The sequence below is a fragment of the Streptomyces sp. BPTC-684 genome (genome assembly GCF_030028635.1).
GTDB classification, from domain to species: Bacteria; Actinomycetota; Actinomycetes; order Streptomycetales; family Streptomycetaceae; genus Streptomyces; species Streptomyces noboritoensis.
Genome location: NZ_CP124863.1, coordinates 587,501 through 608,808, shown reverse-complemented (window position 1 = coordinate 608,808; position 21,308 = coordinate 587,501). Strand labels below are relative to the sequence as shown.

General features: G+C 72.8%; 19 protein-coding genes and 1 pseudogene. 12 read left to right on the top strand and 8 right to left on the bottom strand.

Annotation, left to right across the window (positions count from 1 at the left end; all coding sequences use genetic code 11):
- Positions 1-137 precede the first annotated feature (137 nt).
- From QIY60_RS02735 to QIY60_RS02725, 3 genes and pseudogenes are all read right to left on the bottom strand, one after another.
- Complete coding sequence (locus QIY60_RS02735) at positions 138-1,571, bottom strand: DUF692 domain-containing protein (RefSeq protein WP_283140949.1); 1,434 nt, start codon at positions 1,569-1,571, stop codon at positions 138-140.
- Positions 1,572-1,724: 153 nt separating this feature from the next.
- Positions 1,725-2,327: pseudogene (locus QIY60_RS02730) on the bottom strand (DUF4142 domain-containing protein); the annotation flags it as partial.
- A 156-nt stretch (positions 2,328-2,483) separates the two neighbouring features.
- Positions 2,484-3,212, bottom strand: a complete 729-nt coding sequence (locus tag QIY60_RS02725) for a peptidyl-tRNA hydrolase (RefSeq protein WP_283140948.1) — start codon at positions 3,210-3,212, stop codon at positions 2,484-2,486.
- Positions 3,213-3,283: 71 nt separating this feature from the next.
- Here QIY60_RS02725 and QIY60_RS02720 point away from each other — a divergent pair, with 71 nt between their 5' ends.
- From QIY60_RS02720 to QIY60_RS02705, 4 genes are read left to right on the top strand one after another with little or no spacing between them, the layout of a single operon-like run.
- Positions 3,284-3,961, top strand: a complete 678-nt coding sequence (locus QIY60_RS02720; RefSeq protein WP_283140947.1) for an AIM24 family protein — start codon at positions 3,284-3,286, stop codon at positions 3,959-3,961.
- Positions 3,962-3,966: 5 nt separating this feature from the next.
- Entirely contained in the window at positions 3,967-4,788 is an 822-nt protein-coding gene (locus QIY60_RS02715; RefSeq protein WP_283140946.1) for an ATP-binding cassette domain-containing protein, read from the top strand.
- On the top strand, positions 4,785-5,453 hold the full coding sequence (locus tag QIY60_RS02710) for an ABC transporter (RefSeq protein WP_283140945.1): 669 nt from the start codon (positions 4,785-4,787) through the stop codon (positions 5,451-5,453). Before QIY60_RS02715 ends, QIY60_RS02710 begins: the two co-directional genes overlap by 4 nt.
- A gap of 14 nt (positions 5,454-5,467) precedes the next feature.
- Positions 5,468-5,650 (top strand): hypothetical protein, encoded by a 183-nt coding sequence (locus QIY60_RS02705; protein WP_283140944.1) that lies wholly within the window; start codon positions 5,468-5,470, stop codon positions 5,648-5,650.
- Positions 5,651-5,673: 23 nt separating this feature from the next.
- Here QIY60_RS02705 and QIY60_RS02700 read toward each other — a convergent pair whose 3' ends face one another.
- Positions 5,674-6,570 (bottom strand): polysaccharide deacetylase family protein, encoded by an 897-nt coding sequence (locus tag QIY60_RS02700; RefSeq protein WP_283140943.1) that lies wholly within the window; start codon positions 6,568-6,570, stop codon positions 5,674-5,676.
- A gap of 617 nt (positions 6,571-7,187) precedes the next feature.
- Here QIY60_RS02700 and QIY60_RS02695 point away from each other — a divergent pair.
- The 4 genes from QIY60_RS02695 to QIY60_RS02680 all read left to right on the top strand — a co-directional run bounded on the left by QIY60_RS02695 (position 7,188) and on the right by QIY60_RS02680 (position 13,413).
- Positions 7,188-8,573 (top strand): MFS transporter, encoded by a 1,386-nt coding sequence (locus QIY60_RS02695; RefSeq protein WP_283140942.1) that lies wholly within the window; start codon positions 7,188-7,190, stop codon positions 8,571-8,573.
- Positions 8,570-10,543 carry a prolyl oligopeptidase family serine peptidase gene (locus QIY60_RS02690; RefSeq protein WP_283140941.1) on the top strand — a complete coding sequence of 658 codons (1,974 nt, stop codon included), beginning with the start codon at positions 8,570-8,572 and terminating at the stop codon, positions 10,541-10,543. Before QIY60_RS02695 ends, QIY60_RS02690 begins: the two co-directional genes overlap by 4 nt.
- A 201-nt stretch (positions 10,544-10,744) precedes the next feature.
- Positions 10,745-12,685 carry a RiPP maturation radical SAM C-methyltransferase gene (locus QIY60_RS02685; protein ID WP_283140940.1) on the top strand — a complete coding sequence of 647 codons (1,941 nt, stop codon included), beginning with the start codon at positions 10,745-10,747 and terminating at the stop codon, positions 12,683-12,685.
- A gap of 50 nt (positions 12,686-12,735) precedes the next feature.
- Positions 12,736-13,413, top strand: a complete 678-nt coding sequence (locus tag QIY60_RS02680) for a DUF5825 family protein (RefSeq protein WP_283140939.1) — start codon at positions 12,736-12,738, stop codon at positions 13,411-13,413.
- 16 nt (positions 13,414-13,429) lie between these two features.
- Here QIY60_RS02680 and QIY60_RS02675 read toward each other — a convergent pair whose 3' ends face one another.
- The 4 genes from QIY60_RS02675 to zapE form a co-directional block, all read right to left on the bottom strand.
- Positions 13,430-14,314 (bottom strand): PPK2 family polyphosphate kinase, encoded by an 885-nt coding sequence (locus tag QIY60_RS02675; protein WP_283140938.1) that lies wholly within the window; start codon positions 14,312-14,314, stop codon positions 13,430-13,432.
- Between the two features lie 60 nt (positions 14,315-14,374).
- Positions 14,375-15,751 (bottom strand): alkaline phosphatase PhoX, encoded by a 1,377-nt coding sequence (locus QIY60_RS02670; protein ID WP_283140937.1) that lies wholly within the window; start codon positions 15,749-15,751, stop codon positions 14,375-14,377.
- Positions 15,752-15,918: 167 nt separating this feature from the next.
- Positions 15,919-16,344: an OsmC family protein gene (locus QIY60_RS02665; protein ID WP_283140936.1), complete on the bottom strand. Its 426-nt coding sequence runs from the start codon at positions 16,342-16,344 to the stop codon at positions 15,919-15,921.
- Positions 16,345-16,396: 52 nt separating this feature from the next.
- Positions 16,397-17,467, bottom strand: coding sequence for a cell division protein ZapE (gene zapE, locus QIY60_RS02660; protein ID WP_283140935.1), 1,071 nt, complete (start codon positions 17,465-17,467; stop codon positions 16,397-16,399).
- A gap of 36 nt (positions 17,468-17,503) precedes the next feature.
- On the opposite strand from zapE, the gene QIY60_RS02655 reads away from it, so the two are divergent.
- The 4 genes from QIY60_RS02655 to msrB all read left to right on the top strand — a co-directional run bounded on the left by QIY60_RS02655 (position 17,504) and on the right by msrB (position 20,868).
- Positions 17,504-18,268: a pyrimidine reductase family protein gene (locus tag QIY60_RS02655; protein WP_283140934.1), complete on the top strand. Its 765-nt coding sequence runs from the start codon at positions 17,504-17,506 to the stop codon at positions 18,266-18,268.
- Positions 18,269-18,432: 164 nt separating this feature from the next.
- A complete protein-coding gene (locus tag QIY60_RS02650) occupies positions 18,433-18,903 on the top strand; it encodes an indole-3-glycerol phosphate synthase (protein WP_283140933.1) in 471 nt (156 codons plus the stop codon).
- Positions 18,904-19,055: 152 nt separating this feature from the next.
- Entirely contained in the window at positions 19,056-20,447 is a 1,392-nt protein-coding gene (gene murC / locus QIY60_RS02645) for a UDP-N-acetylmuramate--L-alanine ligase (RefSeq protein ID WP_283140932.1), read from the top strand.
- 13 nt (positions 20,448-20,460) lie between these two features.
- Positions 20,461-20,868, top strand: coding sequence for a peptide-methionine (R)-S-oxide reductase MsrB (gene msrB, locus QIY60_RS02640; RefSeq protein WP_283140931.1), 408 nt, complete (start codon positions 20,461-20,463; stop codon positions 20,866-20,868).
- Positions 20,869-21,308 lie beyond the last annotated feature (440 nt).

Genomic DNA, 21,308 nt, shown 5'->3' with positions numbered 1-21,308 from the left:
GTGCGCACGGTAATGCGGAGGCGGGTGATCCGGGGAGTGTTTCGAGGAAAACCGTGACGGGGCGGTGTGGGAGGCATCACGAGTTGGGCGAGGCCGCCACGAGGGGTGTCGGCGGCTGGTACGTTGCCCGCCCTCGCTCAGGCCGCCCTGACCAGCCCCTTCAGGAAACGGGCGGCCCGCCCCTGCGGTCGGGTGCCAGCGCGCTCCTTCCACCACCGGCCCAACTGCCGTGCGACGTTGCCGTCGAGGTCCTTCTTGAGCAGCGACTCCACGAAGTCGAGGGCGTCGCGGCGGTAGCCGTCGCGCATGGGGCGACTCCTGGCGTACGCGAGGTACGCCGGGCGGTACGCGTCCCCGAGGATCCGCGGCAGCTCCGGCGCCACCTTCGCGACGACGTCGGCGCGCTTGGCGGCGAGCGCGCGTGCCTGGACGCGGAGCCGGGTGGGGTCGAAGCCGTGGGGGACGGGGGTGCCGGCGACGAGGGCGGAGAGGAGGGCGGTTTGCGCGACGGCTAGACGCAGCCGGGGCTGCGCCCCGGGGCCCTGTTCGCCTGCGGGCCGGTGGTCCGTTGTGCCTGCGGAACGCCTGCCCACAACGGACGGCAAATGTCCTGTGCGGGGTCCGGGGCGGAGCCCCGAGCGGGGTGCAGGGGCCGCAGGCCCCGCAACGGGGTCCGGGGGCGTAGCCCCCGGGAGGGCCACCTCCACCCCCACCCACCCCCGGAGGGTTTCGGGAAGGGGCGGGGTGGGGGAATCTCCCGCCAGCACGCGACGGATCGCCCCCAGTTCACCCGCCAACTCCGCCTCCGGCGGAAACGCGTCGTCCCGCTCCAGCAGCACCCCCCGAGGCGAAACCCGCGACACCAGCTCGGCCAGCACGCCCAGCACCTCCGCCCCCACCGGATGCGCATGCGTGTCGTGCCACACCCCGTCCTTCTCGACGCCCCCGGCGACATGCACGTACGCGATCGCCTCCACCGGCAGCTCGGAGAGCGCCTTCGCCGGGTCCTCCCCCCGGTTCACCCGGTTCGTGTGGAGGTTCGCCACATCGATCAGGAGCCGCACCCCCGTACGCTCCACCAGCTCCGCCAGGAACTGGCCCTCCGTCATGTCCTCGTCCGGCCAGTTCACCAGTGCCGCTATGTTCTCCAGGGCGAGCGGCACCGGCAAGGAGTCCTGCGCGATGCGGACGTTCTCGCAGAGCACCTCCAGCGCGTCCCAGGTGCGCGGCACCGGCAGCAGGTGCCCGGCCTCCAGGCGCGGCGACGCGGTGAGGGCGCCCCCGGCCCGTACGAACGCGATGTGCTCGGTGACCAGCGGAGCCGACAGCGCCTCCGCCCGCGCCGCCAGATCGGCCAGGCGCCCCGCGTCGGGCCGGTCGGCGCCGCCGAGGCCCAGCGAGACGCCGTGCGGCACGACCGTGACCCCGCGCCGCCGCAGCCGTACCAGCGACTCGGGAAGGTGGCCGGGGCAGAGGTTCTCGGCCACCGCCTCCACCCAGTCGACGCCCGGCAGCCGCTCGATGGCGTCGGCGATCTCGGGCCGCCAGCCGATGCCGATGCCCAGCTCCATGGTTCGCCCCCCGGCGGTTCGTGTCGCGGCGTCGTTCATGACGTCATGACGTGTGGAGTGGTCATGGCCCCGCCGCGCCCGCGCCAACCCGCCGCACCCCACCTTCAGAGCTTCATTTGAGGTTCGCCCGGCCGGATGGGCCTCTGCCTACTTCTGCGTCGCCAGCGCGTCGTAGTCGACCATCCCCGTCGCCTCCAGCATGTTGATGTGGTCGAGGACCGTCTGGTTGGCGTCCTGGGCCAGGTCCCGGACCAGCGAGTTGCGGGTGTTGGCGCGGACCTGGGCGACCAGGCCGAAGACCTTGCCGTGGGCGCTCCGCAGCAAGTTCGCGAACTTGACCTCGTAGTCGCGGCCCTGCGCCGCCGACAGCTCCTTGAGCCACCCCTGCTGCTGCTCGTTGGGCTGGTTGGGCAGCTCCATGCCGAGCTGCGCGGCGACGTCCCGGACGTGCTTGTCGAGCGCGGTGTGGCCCGTCACGAGATGGTCCCCCGCCATCTTGACCGCCATGCTGGGCGCCCGCTCCTGCGCCTGCTGCCCGGCGGGCAGCTCCCACAGCCCGGCCAGCCGTACCTTGGTCACGAACTCGCGGTCGGTGGGCGAGAGCGGGCCCCAGCGGGTCGACACGGACGCCTGGTCGAGGTTCGACTGGTCCGTCCCGAGCCGGTCGGCGTACGACCAGACGGGGAAGGCGAGCGCCCCGATGGTGGCGGCGAGCGCCACGATGATCAGTGCCGTTCCGTTGAACCGGCCGAGGATCCCGATTCCTTCGGTCCGGTCCGTCCGTCGGATGCGTCCCACAACATGCCTCCCAGGCAGGCAACTTGGCAGTACCGGGAGGTACGGACGGGACACGTGTTGCGTTCAGACCGTTCAGACTGTTCAGAGCATTCAGTTCGGACCATTCCGCTCGGATCAGCGGCCGCGCAGCGCCGGATGGTCCGCCACCACCGTGCACGACCCCGGCGCGATCTCCGTGAACCCCGCGTCCCGCACCACCGGCAGCCCGCCGGCCGTCAGCGCCGCCCACCGCTCGCGCGGCGCCACCCGTACCGACAGCGCGAAGTCCGCCTCCCGCCACGCCGTGCGCTCCGCCTGCGACAGGTCCCACCACGCGAGCTGCGCCCCGTGCCCGGCCTGGGCCATCGCCTTGCCCGCCGACATGTCGAGCTCCGGGTTGAGCCACAGCACCGGCGCCAGCGGGTCGGGCGCGCCCGGCTCGGCCGGGTCGTCCAGGTCCGTGCCGGAGACCTGGAGCTTGACCAGCGCCTTGGGCCAGCCGTCGAGCGGGACCGGCGGGAAGACCCGCACCTCCGCCGACTTCCCGGTGACCGTGATGCCCGGCAGCGCCGAGGCCTTGCGCCACTCCGCGCCGCGCGCCCGCCGCACCACCTTGCGGATCCTGGCGTCCTGCCAGTCCCGCACCGCCGCCGCCCACTCCCCGTCGCCGAGCGACCGCTCGTCGCTGAGCATCACCAGCACGGCCCGGGCGGCCGTCTCCAGCGCGTCGGTGCGGGCCGGCGGCTCCGCCTTCTCGATGCGGACGACCATCGGGAGGACGTACTGAGGGGCCTCGTCGCGCGGGTTCGGCTCCTGGTGGAACGGGCTCGGGGCGGGGGTCACGGGAGTCTCGTCACTGCTCACCCGACCAGTCTGCCAGCCGCCGATTCCCGGATTCTTGGCGGAATGAATCCTTCCGGGACAGGATGCCTGCCATGAAGAGCGATCTTTTCTCATCGGAGCACATGGCGCAGCCGGCCACCGAGGCCGGAATGACCCTGCAGAACGCCAAGTCCATCAAGTACGCGGTCAACGGCGAGATGCTCGCGCGCCAGGGAGCGATGATCGCCTACCGCGGAAACCTGCAGTTCGAGCGCCGCGGCCAGGGCATAGGCGGCATGCTCAAGCGCGCCGTCACCGGCGAGGGCCTGCCGCTGATGGCGGTCAAGGGCCAGGGCGAGGCGTGGTTCGCGCACGAGGCGCAGAACTGCTTCGTCGTCGACATCGAGCAGGGCGACGTCCTCACCGTCAACGGCCGCAACGTCCTCTGCTTCGACGCGTCCCTCTCGTACGAGATCAAGACCGTCAAGGGCTCCGGCATCGCCGGCGGTGGCCTCTTCAACAGCGTCTTCACCGGCTGGGGCCGGCTCGGCCTGGTCTGCGAGGGCAACCCGCTGGTGATCCCGGTCACCGCGCAGCAGCCCGTGTACGTCGACACCGACGCGGTGGTCGGCTGGACCGCCAACCTGAGCACCTCGCTGCACCGCTCGCAGTCCATCGGCTCGATGATCCGCGGCGGCTCCGGCGAGGCCGTGCAGCTGATGCTCCAGGGCGAGGGCTACGTCATCGTCCGCCCGAGCGAGGCGACCCCGAAGAAGGCCGAGCAGCACTGAGCCCCGTGCGCACCCTGAGCTCGGTGGGCCGCCGGTACGGGATCGGCGGCCCCTGGGTGCTGCGCGGGGTCGGCCTGGAGCTGCCCGCGGGCTCCCTGGTCCGGGTGGAGGGCACCAACGGCACCGGCAAGTCGACCCTGCTGCGCCTGCTGGCCGGGATCGACACGCCCACCGAGGGCCAGGCCCTAGGCCGCCCGCGCACCGCGTACGTGCCCGAGCGCTTCCCCGCCGCCCTGCCGTTCACGGCGGCGGGCTATGTGACCCACCTCGGGCGCATACACGGCCTGTCCCGGCGGACCGCGGCCACGCGCGCGGGGGAGTGGCTGGAGCGGTTCGGGGCGGGCGCCCACGCCCGTACTCCGCTCGCCGAACTCTCCAAGGGCACCAGCCAGAAGGTCGCCGCCGCCCAGGCCCTGGTCGCCGCGCCCGAACTCCTGGTGCTCGACGAGGCCTGGACCGGCCTGGACACGCCGGCCCGCGCCGAACTCGACCGCGCGGTCGCCGAACGCGTCGCGGACGGCGCCGCGGTGGTCTTCGTCGACCACGACCCCCGGCGGCTCGCGGACGCGGTGGACACGCGGTACGCGGTCGAGCGCGGCGGCCTGGTCCGCCGTACGGAAGCGGAGCACTCGGCGGTGAGCCCGCTGGTCCGCGTCGATGTGGTCGGACCCGTGCCCCCCGAGGGGCTGCCCGGCGCGCCCGAGCTGACCTCGGGCCCGGACGGCGCGCACACGCTCACGGTCGCGGCCGCGCACTCCGACGCGCTGCTGCGCGCACTGCTCACCGCCCGGCCGCCCTGGCACATCCGAAGGGTGTCGCGCCCATGAGCGCTCTCGTCCGCTACCAGACCGCACTGCTGCTGCGCTCCCAGCGCTGGCTCGCGCCCGTGCTGTTGTACGTGGCCTTCGTCGTCGTCGGCGTCCAGCCGGGCAACCCGGTCCTCGACGCGCTGGGGTACGCGGCCGCCGGGCTGCTCCCCGTCGGCGCCTGGCTCGCCCGGGTCTGCGTCACCCAGGAACCCATCGCCGCCCGTGAGTGCGCGGCCGCGGCGGCGGGCCCCGGCCGGGTCCATCTCGCGGCGCTGGCCACGGCGCTCGGGGCGACCGCGCTGCTGGGGGCCGCCGGGACGCTGTACGTCGTGACGGTGGGGGATCCGGCCAGTGCCGACCACCGGGTCGCGGTGCCGCTCGGCCCCGCCGCGTCGGCCGGGCTGCTGGCGAGCGCGGTCTGCGCGCTGCTCGGCGCGGCGGTCGGGGCGCTCGGCAGCCGCCCGCTGCTGCACGCGCGCGGCTGGTCGCTCTGCCTCACCGCGCTCGCGGCGCTGCTCGCCCTGGTGGCCGAGCCGTCGCCCGCCAGGTACGCCGTCAACGGCCTGGTCAGCGGGTCGCGGACCGGTGACGTGCATCTGGCGCTGGTGCCGCTGATCGCCGCGGCGCTGCTCACCGCCGCGGCCTGGGCGGGCGCCTGCGCGCTCACTTCCCGGCGCGGGTGACTAGCCTCGTGGGTATGGACGACGAGACGTACTGCGCGCCGACCGCCCCCGAGCGGCCCGCCCCGGCCGACGGGCCTCCGTACGCCGAGTGCGTGCTGTGCCGCGAGCCGACCGAGTACCCGGAGTCGGTCAAGGGCATCACGCTCTGCCCGGTGTGCGAGTGGCAGGAGGCCCAGCGCACCGCCTGCTCCGGCTGACCACGGGCCCTCGGCGCCCGGGTCTACCTCTTGGCGGCCGAGCCGATGAGGCCGGAGACCTTCACGAAGCGGTAGCCGCGCTTGCGCAGCTCCGGCACGATCCGCTGGATCGCCCGGTCGGTGACCGGCGCCGCGCTGCGGGTGCAGTGCATGACCACCAGCGAGCCCGGCTTCACCCCGGCGAGGACCTGCTCGGCCACCGCGTCCGCGTCGTGCGCGAACGCGTCACCGCTCACCACGTCCCACTGCACCGCCGTCATCTTCAGCGGGGCCAGCGTCCGCAGCACCTCGTCGTCGTAGCAGCCGCCGGGGAAGCGGAAGTACGGCACCGCGTTGCGCACCCCGGCCTTCTTGAAGGAGGCGGTCGCCTTCTCGACGTCGGCGCGCATCTCGTCCCCGGCGACGACCGGCAGCCCGTAGCAGGGGGACTTGAAGGCGTAGTGGCTGTACGAGTGGTTGGCGACCTCGAAGTTCGGGTCGGTCCCGATGGCGCGCGCCTCGGCCGGGTACTCGTCGGCCCAGCGGCCCGTCATGAAGACGGTGGCGGGCACCTTGAGCCGCCGCAGATCGGCGATGAGCGCGGGGTTGTCGAAGCGCTCGCCGCTCGCCGCGCGCGGGCCCTGGTCGGCGGTCATGTCGGCGTCGAAGGTGAGCGCGACGACCTTCTCGGCGCCCTTGCCGCCCTTGGGGGCGCGGCTGAAGACGGGGGTGAGACCGCCGGGGCCGGGCGCGAGGGTGGGCGCCTGGACGGAGGCCCGCGGGGTGGGGGAGGCGGGGGGAGCCGAGGGGGCGGGGGACGGCTTGCTCGCGCCCGGCGCCGCCTTCGCGCCACGGTCGGCGGGGGCGGGATCGGAGCTGCAGCCCGCGAGCGCGGCACCGAGAACGGCAATCGCCAGCAGCTTTCGTACAGAAATGGTCACGGGCGGAAACTATCCGATCATTTGCTGAGCAGAGGTGTGCGCGGCCGTCGGGCCACATACGTTTCCGGCCAATGAGTGAACCGGACGGAACCGGTCCGAGTGCCCGGCGCCGGGGAGCGCATCCGGGTGCGTCGAGTCGCCTCGGCGGGGTGCCCGGGACCGGCCGCGCGCCGGCCGTACGCCGTGCGCACGCCGGGTCCGGTTCGCCGCAGGAAAGGTGAATATGCCAGTCGTGGTGCACGATCCGGCGTGTTCGGGCGGGGCGTTCGCCGCAGCGAAGCGAGGGTGCCGGATCCGGCCGACGGCTCCGGTCGCGGAGGACGCGGCCATTCCCCTTGCCCCGCACCGGAGTCGGTAAGAGCCGCCGCCCGCGCGGGAACCCGTACAGAGCAATCGGTTTCTTTGCCGAGCGCTTACAGAGTTCAATTCCGGCCTCGGCGGCAGGACCCTTGTCGCTCCGGCGGGCCCGTGGTTAGGCTCCCGCTCGTTTCGAATCCTGCACACTTTCTTCGCAACCTGACCAACTGTGGGGTGGCTGTGCGTGAACCAGGGTTTCCGGCGTGCGCGGGGCTGTTACCGCAGTTGCCTGAGTTAGCTCTGTTGCCTGTGGGGCGCTGATGGGATCCGCCACCGCGGCGCCCGGCAAGGCCGTCGTCCGTCGGCCGCTGTCCCGGGACGTCCGGCTGTTCTGGTGCGCGAGCGCCACCGACGCGCTCGGCTCCCAGGCCTCCGGCGTCGTCCTGCCGCTGCTGCTCCTGGGCCTCGGCCACTCGGCCACGACCGTCGGGCTCGTCGCGGGCGTGTCGACCGCGGCCGGACTGCTCCTCGCGCCGATCGCCGCCGTGCCCGCCGACCGGGGCGCGCGCAAACCGGTGATGCTCTGGTCCGCACTGGTCTCGGCGTTCGCCATGGGCGGGGTGGCCGTCGCCGCCGCCGTGGGGCGCCCGCCGCTCGTCCTGCTCCTGGGCGCCGTCCTGGTGGAACGATTCTCCACCGCCGTGTACGAGGCGGCCGCGGCCGGCACCGTGGCCCTGATCGCCCCGCCCGCCGACAGCCCCCGGGTGGTGGCCGGGCTCTCGGCCGCCGACCAGGGCGCGCTGGTCCTCGGCCCGGCCCTGGGTGGCGCCCTCTACCAGGCCTCCCGCGCCCTGCCCTTCGTCGCGGACGCGGTGTCGTACGCGGTCGCGGCGGTGTGCGTGGGCGCGCTGAAGTCGGACCTGCGGCCGGGGGAGGGGGAGGCGGTTTTCGGGGGAGCGGCGGGGTCGGAAGGAGCGGCGCCCGGAGGAGCGGCAAAGGAGCCGAAGCGGGGTGCGCCCGGCGCCCAGACCCTGCCCGACGTCCAGACCCTGCCCGGCGCCCAGAGCCCGGCCGGCCCCCGCCCAAGCCCTCCGCGCCGCCCCGCCCTCCGCGCCGAGCTCGGCGCCGGGCTCGCCCTCGTCCGCACCTCGCCCTTCCTCCGGCTCGTCCTGATCTGGACGGCCACCGTCAACGGCGTGATCGTCGCGCTGTACTACGGCGCCGTCTTCACCCTCCAGAAGGGCGGCCACGGCGGCGCCCCGATGGGTCTCGTCCTCGCGCTCTCCGGCGCCGCCGGGCTCGTCGGGTCGCTGGCCGCGCCGCACATCGCGGGCCGGATCAGCGCGGCCCGGCTCCTGGTCACCGTCTCGTGGCTGCTGGTGCCGCTCGCCGCCGCGCTCGCGGCCGCGAAGGGGCCCTGGGCGTACGGCGGTCTGTTCGGGGTGTTCTGCCTGCTGATGCCGCTGGTCACCGTGGTGCTTCAGTCCCGGGCGATCCAGGAGACCCCGCCCGCCCTCCAGGCCCGTACCGGCGCGGTCCTCGCCACCGCCGTCGGTAGCTCCGCCGCCCTCGCGCCCGTCGTCGCGGGCGTGTGCGCGTCCCGCGCGGGCACCGCCGCGCCCGCCGTCGCGAGCGCGGCGGTGCTCACGCTGCTCGCCTGCTGGACGACGTACGGACGAGTCCCGGCTCGGGGGGTCGCCGTATGACCGGCCGCTACCAGGTCTACCGGGCCGCCCTGCCCGAGGTGTGCGCCGCCGACCCGGCGCGGATGGCGTTCACCGCCGACGCCGAGGGCCGCTGCGAGGTGTTCACCTGGGACGCCGGGACCGGACGCACCCGGCAGGTCACCGACCGCCCGCACGGCACCTTCCACCACGCCATCGACCGCGACGGCCAGGTGTGGTGGTTCGACGAGGACGAACACGGCGCCGGGCACTGGCGGTTCCAGCCCTTCGACGGGGGCGCGGACCTCCCCGGCCTGACCGGCCCGGCCCCGGGCGAGCCGCGCGGCCTCGCCGTCGGTGACAACGCGACGGTCGCGATGGGCCTCGGGGACGCCCGGACCACCGCCGTCCACATCGGCCCGCGCGGCGGCCCGGCCCGCGAAGTGACGCGCGTCGACGGCCACGCCACCCTCTCCGGCATCACCCCTGACGGCCGCCTCCTCGCCGTCAGCGGCGCGGCGGGCTCGGCGCGGGCCGTGACCGTCCTCGCCGACGACGGCACCACGCGCGCGGTGCTGCCCGGCGACGGCGAGCACGGCAGGCTCTGGTCCCTGGGCTTCGCCCCCACCGGCGACCGCGCCGAACTGCTCCTCGTCCGCGAGGCCGACGACCGCTATCTGCTGGCGAGTTGGCGCCCGGACGGCGAGCCCGGCACCGGCCGCCCGGAAACAGAGCCCCGCACCGGGCACCCCGACACGGAACCGCACCCCGGATCCGGGCCCGCGTCCGGCATCACCACCCACACCTGGTGCGCCTTCGACACCGAGATCACCGCCCGCTGGCACCCCGACGGCCACTCCGTCCTCGTACGCCAGGACCGCCACGGCCGCAGCACCCTGCACCGCGTCGACCTGCGCGCACGCACGGTCGAGCCGGTGCCGGTGCCGCGCGGCACCCTCCTGGACGCCGCGCCCCGCGCCGGAACCGACGTCCACTACCTCTGGACGGACACCGCGAATCCGCCCCGGATGGGCTCCACCGCCGGGACGCCGCTGCCGCCCACGCACGGCATCCCCGCCCCGGTGCCCGGCGAGCACCGGGACCTGTGGACGCCCGGCCCCGACGGCCCGGTGCACAGCCTGCTCAGCCTGCCCGAGGGCCGCAGGGGAGCCGTCCCCGCCGTGTTCCTGGTGCACGGCGGGCCCGCCGACCACGACCGGGACGCCTACGACGGCGTGGTCCACTCGCTGGTCGCCTCCGGCTTCGCCGTCGTCCGCGTCAACTACCGCGGCTCCACCGGATACGGGCCGCGCTGGCGCCGGGCGTTCGGCCAGGGCGTCGGGCTCACCCAGGTCGACGACCTGGTCGCGGTGCGCGCGGACCTCGTCGCGAGCGGCGTCGTCCGCGCCGACGCGGCCGGGCTGTGGGGCACCTCCTGGGGCGGCTACCTCGTCCTGCTCGCCCTCGGGCTGCGCCCGGACCTGTGGCAGGCGGGCGTCGCGGTGAAGCCCGTGGCCGACTGCGCCGCCGCCTACCGCACCAGCACCCCGGCCCTGCGCGCCCTGGACGAGCGGCTGTTCGGCGGCACCCCCGACGAGGTGCCCGAGCGGTACGAGCGCAGCTCGCCCCTGCGGTACGCGGCCGCCGTGCGGGCCCCGCTCCTGGTCGCCGCCGCGACCCGGGACGCCAAGTGCCCGCCCGGCCAGGTGCGCGACTACCTCGCCGCGCTGCGCCACGCGCGCGTACCGCACGAGTCGATGTGGCTGGAGACCGGCCACGACGGCTACCAGGCGGACGACCACGTGGCGGTCCTGCGCCGCGCCGTCGTCTTCCTCGACCGCGAGCTGCGCGGCCCCGGCCGCGCGGCCGCTCCCCAGACTCCCCGCTCGGACCGGAGCGGGGATTCCGGACGGGTCCGCACCAAGGCCCCCGCCGGAACAGGCACCACCCGACACGATGAGAGGAGTTCCCATGCAGAAGGACATCATCCAGAACGACCCGCTCGCGGGTGACGAGGAGAACCGCAAGCCCAGCGTCGGCGTGACCATCAAGGTTCCGTTCCGTAACGCCGAGGACGGCGAAGAGGACTGATCCTCGCCAGTCGGCCCGGCGGTCTCCTCGACCGCCGGGCCGGCCGGTGCCTCGCTTTCCCACCTCTCGCACACCCTTACCGCTCTTACTCCCTTACGTCGCCGTACCCGCGAGGAGCCCACATGCGTGTTCTGCTGGTCAACATGCCCTGGTCGCCGATCGACCTGCCGTCGCTGGCCCTGGGAATCCTCAAGCGCAGCGTCGACGAACGCGTGCCGGGCGCCAAGGCGGAAGTGCTGCACGCCAATCTCGAATTCACCGACTGGATCACCGAGCGCACCGAATTCACCGCCGACGACTACGAGTACTACGCGCTCTCCTCCTATTTCATGGGCTGCGGCGACTGGGTGTTCTCCTCCGCCCTCTACTCCGACCCGACCTGGCGCGACCAGGAGTTCGCGGATGCGATGAAGGGCAAGCTGCGCAAGTCCCGGCTGCGTATGTCACAGGAACTGCACCGCGTCGTACCGGAGTTCGTGGAGATGATCGCCGAGCGGATCGTCGCGTACGGGCCCGATGTCGTCGGCTTCACCTCCACCTTCCAGCAGAACACCGCGGCCCTCGCCGCCGCCCGGCACGTCAAGCGGCTCGCCCCGCACATCGTGACCGTGATGGGCGGCGCCAACTGCGACGGCGAGCAGGGCGAGGCCGTCCACCGCAACTTCACGTTCGTGGATCACGTCATCCGCGGCGAGGGCGAGACGGCCTTCCCCCAGCTGCTCACCGCCATCGGCGAGGGCTCCGACCCGGCCGCGCTCGCCGCCGTGCCGGGCCTGTGCCACCGCGCCGCCGACGGCACGGCCGTGGTCAACCCGATGGCCACCAGCCCGATCCCGCCCGTCGCCATCCTGCCCCCCGACTACAGCGGCTACTTCGAGCGGCTCGGCACCTCGGTGGCTCGCAACTGGGTCGAGCCGAAGCTGGTGGTCGAGGGGGCGCGGGGTTGCTGGTGGGGCGAGAAGCACCACTGCACGTTCTGCGGGCTCAACGGCTCCTTCATGCAGTACCGCTCCAAGACCCCCGAGACGTTCTACTCGGAGATCATGGAGCTCGCCCGCCGCCACCGGGTCCTCGACATGTACCTCGTCGACAACATCCTCGACATGGGCTACCTCTCCACGGTGCTGCCCCGCATCATCGAGAGCGGCTACGACCTGCGCATGCACATCGAGATCAAGGCCAACATGCGCCGCAGCCAGCTGCGTACGCTCGCCGAGGCCGGGCTCATCTACGTCCAGCCGGGCATCGAGAGCCTCAACAACCGGGTCCTCGACCTGATGGACAAGGGCGTCAGCGGCTGCCAGAACGTCCGGATGCTCCGCGACGGCGCCGAGACCGGGCTCTCGGTGGCCTGGAACTATCTGCACGGCTTCCCGGGCGAGACCGCCGAGGACTACGACCCGGTGATCGCCCAGATACCGGCCCTCGAACACCTCAACCCGCCGGTCGACCTGTCCGCGCGCATCGCCATCGAGCGCTTCAGCCCCTACTTCAACCGCCCCGAGCTCGGCTTCGACGGCCTGCGCCCCGAGGAGCACTACCGCTTCACCTACGACCTGCCCGAGTCGGAGCTCTACGACCTCGCGTACGTCTTCGAGGCCCCCCAGCGCGGCATCGGCGAACCCACCGTCACCGCGCTCAACGACGCCATCGACGCCTGGAAGAAGCACCACGCGGACGCCCGGCTCACCCACACCGACCTCGGCGACCGCATCGTCCTGGTCAGCCGGCGCCGGACGTTCGCGTGGCGCGCGATGGAGCTGACCGACCCGTACGAACTGGTCGCCTTCCGCCTCCTGGACCAGCCGCACACGGCCGCCGCCCTCACCCGCAAGGCCGCCGCCCGCGCCAAGGACGCCCCCGCCCGCGACGAGAGCGAGGTGCAGCGCCTGCTCGACTCCTGGCTCGCGCTCGGCATCGTCTTCACCGACGGCGGCCAGTACGTCCACATCGCGCCCTCGGCCGTCAACGAGGACCTGCTGCGCCTGGACTTCATGCGCCACGCCCACGCCGCCCTCGACGCGGCCGAGCAGCCCGCCCGCCCCGAGCCCGCCCACGTATGACGGCGACGACCGCCGACCGCGAAGACCGTACGAGCCGGAGGACCAGCCCGATGAGCACCGCCCTCACCACGCGCACCGCGGCCCTCACCGTCGCCGCCTGGCGCGACTACGACCCCGACGCCTGCGCCCTGCCCGGAATGCACCTGGGCGACCTCGAACTGACCGGCCCCGCGGGAGAGGAGGCCGACCGGCTGTGGGAGACGGGCGTGCGCCGCGTCCGCCTCGCCGAGCCGGTCGACCTCGCCGACCCGCGCGCCCCGGGCGCCGCCCACCGGGCCGTACGCGCCCTCAGCCTCGTGCGCGACCTCACCGCCCGCGCCGTGCTCGTCGAGTGGAGACTGCGGCTCGACCCGGCGGCGGACGCCGACGCCTGGCAGGTCCTGAGCCACATCCAGCCGCCGCAGCGCCTGGAGGGGCCCGCCGACGCGGCCGAAGCGCTGCGCCGGTGGCGCGACGGCCACTACCTGTGCAAGTGCCTGTGGCGCCAGGGGCCCGGCTTCGTCCAGATCCGCGACCGCCGCTGGGGCGACCTGCGCCGCTTCACCGCGGACGAGCCCGAGTACCACGAGGTCATCGAGGCCCTGGTGCACGGCGCCCCGGCGGACTCGGTCCCGCCCGCGGTCCTGGCCGACTTCCTCTCCGAGAAGCTGGTCCTGGAGGTGGGCGACCTGGCGTGGTGGCTGCCGTACCGGGTGAACCGCTGGATCCAGGAGGCCATGGCGATCTGACGGAACATCAGGTACGTCAGGTCAGCAGCCGCGTCCGGCACTCCTCCACGTCGAAGTCGCCCTTCGGGTACCGCGGATCGAGCTCCCGCAGATGCTCCAGGAGGAGCCGGCTGATCGCCCAGTTCCGGTACCACTTGCGGTCGGAGGGCACCAGGTACCAGGGGGCCGCGTCCGTCGAGCACCGCTCCAGGGCGATCTCGTACGCCTCCTGGTACGCGGGCCACAGCGCCCGCTCGTCGATGTCGCCCGGGTTGAACTTCCAGTGCTTGTCCGGATTGTCGAGCCGCTCAAGGAGCCGCCGGCGCTGCTGCTCGTAACTGATGTGCAGGAAGACCTTGACCACGCTCACGCCGTCGTCCGCGAGCGACTGCTCGAACCGGCTGATCTGCCCGTAGCGGCGGCCCAGCTGGCGGCGCGGGACCAGCTCGCGGACCCGGGCGATCAGCACGTCCTCGTAGTGCGAGCGGTCGAAGATGCCGATCTCGCCGGGCTGCGGCAGCGCCCGCATGATCCGCCACAGGAAGGGGTGGTTCAGCTCCTCCCGGGTGGGCGCCTTGAACGCCTTGATGCGGCAGCCGGACGGGTTGAACAGGCCGATGACGTGCTTGACCGTGCCGCCCTTGCCGCTGGTGTCCATACCCTGGAGCACCAGCAGCACCCGGCGCCGGTCGCCCGCCGTGCTCGCCGCGTACAGCCGCTCCTGCAGCCCGGCGAGCTCCTCGCCCATCCGGGCGGTCGCCGCCAGCCCCTCCGCCTTGTCCTTCGGCCCGGCCGGGGTGGCGTCGGCCGGATAGGAGGCGAGGTCGACGCGCTTGCCCCCGGGGACGCGCAGCAGCCGGCGCAGATCCCGCTGCTCGGGCTTCTTCCTGCCCTTGCCGCCTTTGCTGCCCTGCTTGGCCACTGCGCACCCCTTACGGTCGGTTCCCTCGATCGTGCGACGGAACGCGACGCGGCGCGAGCGCTAGTGGGTGAAGGGGCCCGTCACCGCGAAGGTCGTCCCCGGCGTGTAGCAGTTGACGTACATGGTGCGCCCGTCCGGCGCGAAGGTGACCCCCGCGAACTCGCCCCATTCGGGGGCGCCGGGCTTGCCGATGTCTTGGCGGCCGCGTGCCATGGCGTACACCTCGCCGCGCCGGGTCAGTCCGAAGACGTGCTGGGCGCCGTTGCCGTCCTCGCAGACCATCAGGCCGCCGTCCGGCGCGAGCGTGATGTTGTCCGGGGACTCGCCGGGCAGCTGGATGTCGGTGGCCGGGCCGAAGACGACCACCAGGGTGAGGCGGCGGCGCCTCGGCTCGTACCGCCACACCTGGCCGAAGTGGTCGGCGCCCGAGCCCTCGGCCACGCGCGCGTAGCTGGAGACGAAGTAGACGCAGTCGCCGCTCCAGTAGCAGCCCTCCAGCTTCTGCGCGTGGGTGATGCCGCCCCGGCCGAAGTCCTGGAGCCGGACCGGCGTCCGCCGGGCCGACGGGTCGGGCACCGGCACCCACTCGATCCCGTCGAAGCGCGCGCCCGGCTCCTGCACCACCGACAGATCGGGCACGTCCGGGACGCGCATCGCCTCCAGGGCGCCGCCCGCGCGCAGCGAGCCCGTGCCGCCGAGCGGCCGGTTCGGCAGGAAGCGGTAGAAGAGCCCGAAGGGCTTGTCGAAGGCGTCCTCGGTCTCGTACACGACCCCTCGGTACGGGTCGATCGCGATCGCCTCGTGCTGGAAGCGGCCCATCGCGGTGAGCGGTACGGCCCCGGTGCGGCGCGGGTCGGCGCCGTCGACCTCGAAGACGAAGCCGTGGTCCTTGGTGTACCCGTTGGTACCGGCCCGGTCCTCGGTCTCCTCACAGCTCAGCCAGGTGTTCCAAGGGGTGCGGCCGCCCGCGCAGTTGACGGCGGTGCCGCTGAGGGCGACCCGCTCGGACAGCACCCGGTTCTCCGCGTCGAGCTCCAGGGCCATACACCCGCCCTTGCCCATCGGGTCGTACACCAGCCCCTCCACATGGGGGACCGGGATCGCGGCGGTGACCCGGTTCTCGTGGTTGCGCACCAGCCGGACGCCGCCGCGGCGCCCCGCGAACGCGGCCATGCCGTCGTGGTTGCTCGGCACCCGGCCCTCGCCGGAGCGCAGTTGGTCGCCCTCGCGCGAGAGCACCCGGTAGCGGAATCCTTCCGGCAGATCGAGCAGCCCGGCCGGATCGGGCACCAGCGGCCCGTAGCCGCGCCGACTGGGGGCGGCCGCGGCCGGGCCCCCGCTGAAGAGTTCGGAGACCGCGCCCGTGAAAGCGATCGCGGCGGCGGACGCGCCGGTGCGGGCGAGGATCTGACGTCGTGTTGCTCGCGCTTCGGACATGAGGCAACTCCCCTGTTGGCGGACAGGTAATGACGAGACCCGCATGATCCATCACGCGATCGGGTGATACGCGGATCATGCGGGTCGTGTCGCTTCACATGGCCGAAAACGGCCGGGGAGTCGGCCGGACAGCGCGGGATGCGCCGACCGGACGGAAGGCCGGAGCGTCAGACGAGCTCGGCGGTCAGCGTGATCGTGGTGCCCGTGAGCGCCTGGCTGACCGGGCAGTTCTTCTTGGCGTCCTCGGCGGCGGCCGCGAAGCCGTCCGCGTCCAGACCCGGCACCTCGCCGCGCACGGTGAGGTGGATGCCGGTGATGCCCTCGCCCGGCTGGAACGTCACGTCCGCCTTGGTCTCAAGCCGGGTGGGCGGGTTGCCCGCGCCGGCCAGAGCGTGCGAGAGGGCCATGGAGAAGCAGCTGGAGTGCGCGCCCGCGATGAGCTCCTCCGGGCTGGTCTTGCCGTTGGCCTGCTCGGCGCGGGACGCCCAGCTGACCGGCTGCGAACCGATGCCGGACGAGTCGAAGGTGACGGTCCCCGAACCCTTGAGGAGCTCGCCCTCCCAGACCGTGTGCGCCGTACGCGTGGTGGCCATGATGTATCCCTTCTGGTGGCTAAGGGGGTTTACGGCCCCCTGTACGCCAAACCTACTGCTCCACAAGCCCCTTCGCGTCGCGAGCGAGGGCAGTGAGCCGGGAGATGGCCCGGAAGTACTTCTTCCGGTAACCGCCGTTCAGCATCTCGTCACTGAACAGCCGGTCGAAGGGGACCCCGGACGCCAGCACCGGCACCTCGCGGTCGTAGAGCCGGTCGGCGAGGACCACGAGCCGCAGCGCGGTCGACTGGTCGGGAACCGGCTGCACATCGGTGAGGCACACCGCCGTCACGCCGTCGGTGAGCGCCCCGTACCGGCTGGGGTGGACCCGCGACAGATGGCCGAGCAGCCCGGGGAAGTCGTCGAGCGCCGCGCCCTCGGTCGCGTACGCGGCCTTGGCGACCTGCTCGTCCGAGTACGGCGCCGGAGCCTCGGGCAGCCCCCGGTGGCGGTAGTCCTCGCCGTCGATCCGCAGCGGGCGGAAGTGCGCCGACAGGCCCTGGATCTCGCGCAGGAAGTCGACGGCCGCGAACCGGCCCTCGCCCAGCTTGCCGGGCAGCGTGTTGGAGGTCGCGGCCAGCGCCACGCCCTGCTCCACCAGCTTGCCGAGCAGCGACGACACCAGGACCGTGTCGCCCGGGTCGTCCAGCTCGAACTCGTCGATGCAGAGCAGCCGGTGCCCGCTCAGGGTGCGCACGGTCTGCTGGAAGCCCAGCGCGCCGACCAGGTTCGTCAGCTCCACGAAGGTGCCGAACGCCTTGAGCGCGGGCTCGGCCGGGGTGGCGTGCCACAGCGAGGCCAGCAGATGGGTCTTGCCGACGCCGTACCCGCCGTCCAGATAGACCCCGCGCGGCCCGGTCGGCGCGGCCGGCTTCCTGGCGAACCACTTGCGGCGCCCGCTCCCGGTGGCGTGCGCCCCGCCCAGACCGGCCGCGAAGGAGCCGAGCACCTTGACGGCCTCGCTCTGGCTGGGCTGGTTCGGGTCCGGTACGTACGTCTCGAAGCGGACCGAGTCGAACCGCGGCGGCGGCACCATCTCGGCGACCAGACGGTCGGCGGGGACATGCGGCTCGCGCGCGCAGAGCGACAGCGGGGCCGCTTCGGTTATGGGACTGGTCGACACAGTTCCCCACTGTAAGCGCCGTGTAAGACTGCACGGATGCGACGCCTGTTCCCTGTGACCGACCAGACATCCGCCTCCGACCAGGGCGAGTGGTCGTTCGACGCGCTGGCGGAGGCCTACGCGTACCCCGAGACGGACGGCCCCTGGCTGCGGGCCAACATGGTCTCCTCGCTCGACGGCGCGGGCCAGCATGAGGGCCGCTCGCAGCCCCTCTCCTCCGACACCGACATGCGGATCTTCGGCACCCTGCGGGCGCTGGCCGATGTGGTCGTGGTGGGCGCGGAAACGGTACGTCAGGAGGGCTACCGCCCGGCCCGGGCGCGGCAGGCCTTCGCGACCCGGCGCGCGGCCGCGGGCCAGGGCCCGGCTCCCGTGATCGCGGTGGTGACGGCCGGTCTCGACCTGGACTTCGGCCTGCCCCTGTTCACCTCGCCGCTGGTGCCCACCCTGATCCTGACCGGCGCCGCCGCGCCGCCGGACCGGGTACGCGCGGCCGAGCTGGCCGGCGCGGAGGTCGTGGTTGCGGGCGACGGGCCGGGCGTGGAGCCCGCCAGGGCGGTCGCGGCGCTGGCCGAGCGGGGGCTGCGCCGGATGCTGACGGAGGGCGGGCCCCGGCTGCTCGGCCAGTTCGTGGCCGCCGGAGTGCTCGACGAGCTGTGTCTGACGGTGTCGCCGATGCTCACCGCGGGCAGTGCTCAGCGCATCGCCGGAGGGCCGCCGGTGAGCGCTCCGGAGCACTTCCGGCTGGAGTCGCTGCTGGAAGAGGCCGGGTTCCTCTACACGCGTTACCGTCGAATCTGACAATCAGCGGAATTTGCCGTTCCGGTTAGCTTCCGGTGGGCACACTTACTCACGCAGACCCCGTGCGGGCACGGGGAAGGATGGTTTCCGCAGGGGCGGGTAACCACGTCGAGGCCCCGCTGCCTCGCGGGGCACCGGCCGGAGTGAAGAGAAGGGCGTTTGTCGTGTTCACAAGCGTATTGATGATCGAGAAGCCCCTGACCTCCGTGGACGTGGAATTCGTCACCACCCTGCACGGCGACGAGCCGGTCTCCTTCGTCGTGCTCATGCAGCCCCGGGGCGACCAGGACCGCCTCCTGCGCGCCATCGACGACGTGGCCCTCGGTGAACTCGACGAGGCCGTCCACGAGACCGGCGACCAGGGCCCGGCCGCTGCCGTACGCGCACTGGAGCACTCACTGGCGTCCCTGCGTGCGACCGGCAGCCAGGCCGTCGGCCAGATCGTCGAGGACCACCCCCTGGACCTGCTGAAGTCCGTCGTCGACGGGGTGAACGCCGACGAGGTCATCGTGCTGACGGCGCCGCACTACGTGGAGGAGTTCTTCCACCGCGACTGGGCCTCCCGGGCCCGCCACAAGGTCGGCGTCCCCGTCCTCAAGCTCTTCGCGCACAGCGAGGAGGCGCACAGCGAGTAAGGGGCCGGGCGCCCGGGGGAGAGGGGGAGGCTCCCGCCCGCCGGGCGGACACCCCGTGCGCCCGCCGACCGGCGAATAGGGCGAGCGCCGCCCAGCGAATAGGCTGAGGCCGAACCGAACTCCGTACGTCGCACCCCCGGGAGACACACGCAATGGCACCCGCGATTCCCACCGCCATGGAACGGCCGCACTTCATCGGCATCGGCGGTGCCGGAATGTCGGGGATCGCGAAGATCCTGGCCCAGCGCGGCGCGAAGGTCGCCGGCAGCGACGCCAAGGAGTCCGGCACGGCCGAGGCGCTGCGCGCGCTCGGCGCGACCGTCCACATCGGGCACGCCACCGAGCACCTCGCCTCCGACGCCAGCAGCGTCGTCGTCTCCAGCGCCATCCGCGCCGACAACCCGGAGCTCGTCCGCGCGGCCGAGCTCGCCATCCCCGTCGTCCACCGCTCCGACGCGCTCGCCGCGCTCATGGGCGGCCTGCGCGCGATCGCCGTCGCCGGCACCCACGGCAAGACGACCACCACCTCGATGCTGGCCGTCGCCCTGACCGAGCTGGGCCTCGACCCCTCGTACGCGATCGGCGGCGACCTCGCCGGACCCGGCACCAACGCCCGCCACGGCGAGGGCGACATCTTCGTGGCCGAGGCGGACGAGAGCGACCGCAGCTTCCAGAAGTACGACCCCGAGGTCGCCATCGTCCTCAACGTCGAACTCGACCACCACGCCAACTACGCCTCGATGGACGAGATCTACGACTCCTTCGAGACCTTCGTCGGCAAGGTCGTCCCCGGCGGCACCCTCGTCATCTCCGCCGACCAGGCGGGCGCCGTCGAGCTGACCCGCCGGGTGCGCGACCTCTCGTCGCTGAAGGTCGTGACGTACGGAGCGGACGAGCACGCCGACGTACGCGTCCACAAGGTCACCCCGCGCGGTCTGACCAGCGAGGTCACCGTCCTGCTCGGCGGCAAGTACCTGACCTTCACAGTCTCGGTCCCCGGCCGTCACTACGCCCTCAACGCGGTCGCCGCGCTCGCCGCCGGCGTCGCCCTCGGCATCCCGGCGCACAACCTGGCCTCGGCCCTCGGCAAGTACACCGGCGTCAAGCGCCGTCTCCAGCTCAAGGGCGAGGCCGCGGGCGTCCAGGTCATCGACTCGTACGCGCACCACCCGACCGAGATGACCGCAGACCTGGAGGCGATGCGGGCCGCCGCCGCGGACTCCCGGCTGCTCGTGGTCTTCCAGCCGCACCTCTTCTCCCGCACCCAGGAGCTGGGCACCGAGATGGGCCGCGCGCTCGCGCTGGCCGACGCCTCGGTGGTCCTCGACATCTACCCCGCGCGCGAGGACCCGATCCCGGGCGTCACCAGCGCGCTGATCATCGACGCGGCCGGAACGGCCGGCGCCGACGTCACCGCCGTCCACGACAAGACGACGGTGCCGGACGTGATCGCGGGAATGGCCAGGCCCGGCGACCTCGTTCTCACCATGGGCGCGGGCGACGTGACGGACCTGGGCCCGCAGATCCTGGCGCGGTTGAGCTGAGGGAGTGCCTTCGATGTCGTACGAGGTCGAGAAGCCGGACGAGCAGTGGCGGGCGGAGCTGAGCCCGGGGGAGTACGCCGTGCTGCGGCAGGCCGGCACGGAGCCCGCGTTCGTCGGTGAGTACACGGACACCAAGACGAAGGGCGTCTACTCCTGCCGGGCCTGCGGCGCGGAGCTCTTCACCTCCGAGACGAAGTTCGAGTCGCACTGCGGCTGGCCGTCCTTCTTCGACCCGAAGGACACGGACGCGGTGGAGCTGATCGACGACCGCTCGCACGGGATGGTCCGCACGGAGGTGCGCTGCGCCCGCTGCGGCTCGCACCTGGGCCATGTCTTCGAGGGCGAGGGCTACCCGACCCCGACGGACCAGCGGTACTGCATCAACTCGATCTCGCTGAAGCTGACGGCGGACGAGGACTGACGACTGGCGTGGCCACCGGCCCGAGTTGACGTCGGGTACGGGAGTGCGTAGTGTTCTCCGAGTTGTCGCGGGACCGTAACGGTTCTGCGACAGCCGTCCGCCGCAGACTTGCGGCACCCCAACCCAGCGCGACCTCCCGAACGGGATGAATTTCGGCATGCCGAATTTCATTTCGAATGGAAAGTGTGGGAGCGGACGACTCGAACGGCCCGATTAGGAGCCGCCCGGAAAGTCCGCTAGAGTCTGGGACGTCGGAACGGCCCAACGGCCGGAAAGACAAAACGACTTGACCCGGGAGACCGGGAATCGGACACGAAAGAGTCTGATAGAGTCGGAAACGAAGGAAGCGCCCGGAGGGCCCGGAAACGGGAACAAAGGAAGCGTCCGTACCTTGAGAACTCAACAGCGTGCCAAAAGTCAACGCCAGATTGACACCCCCG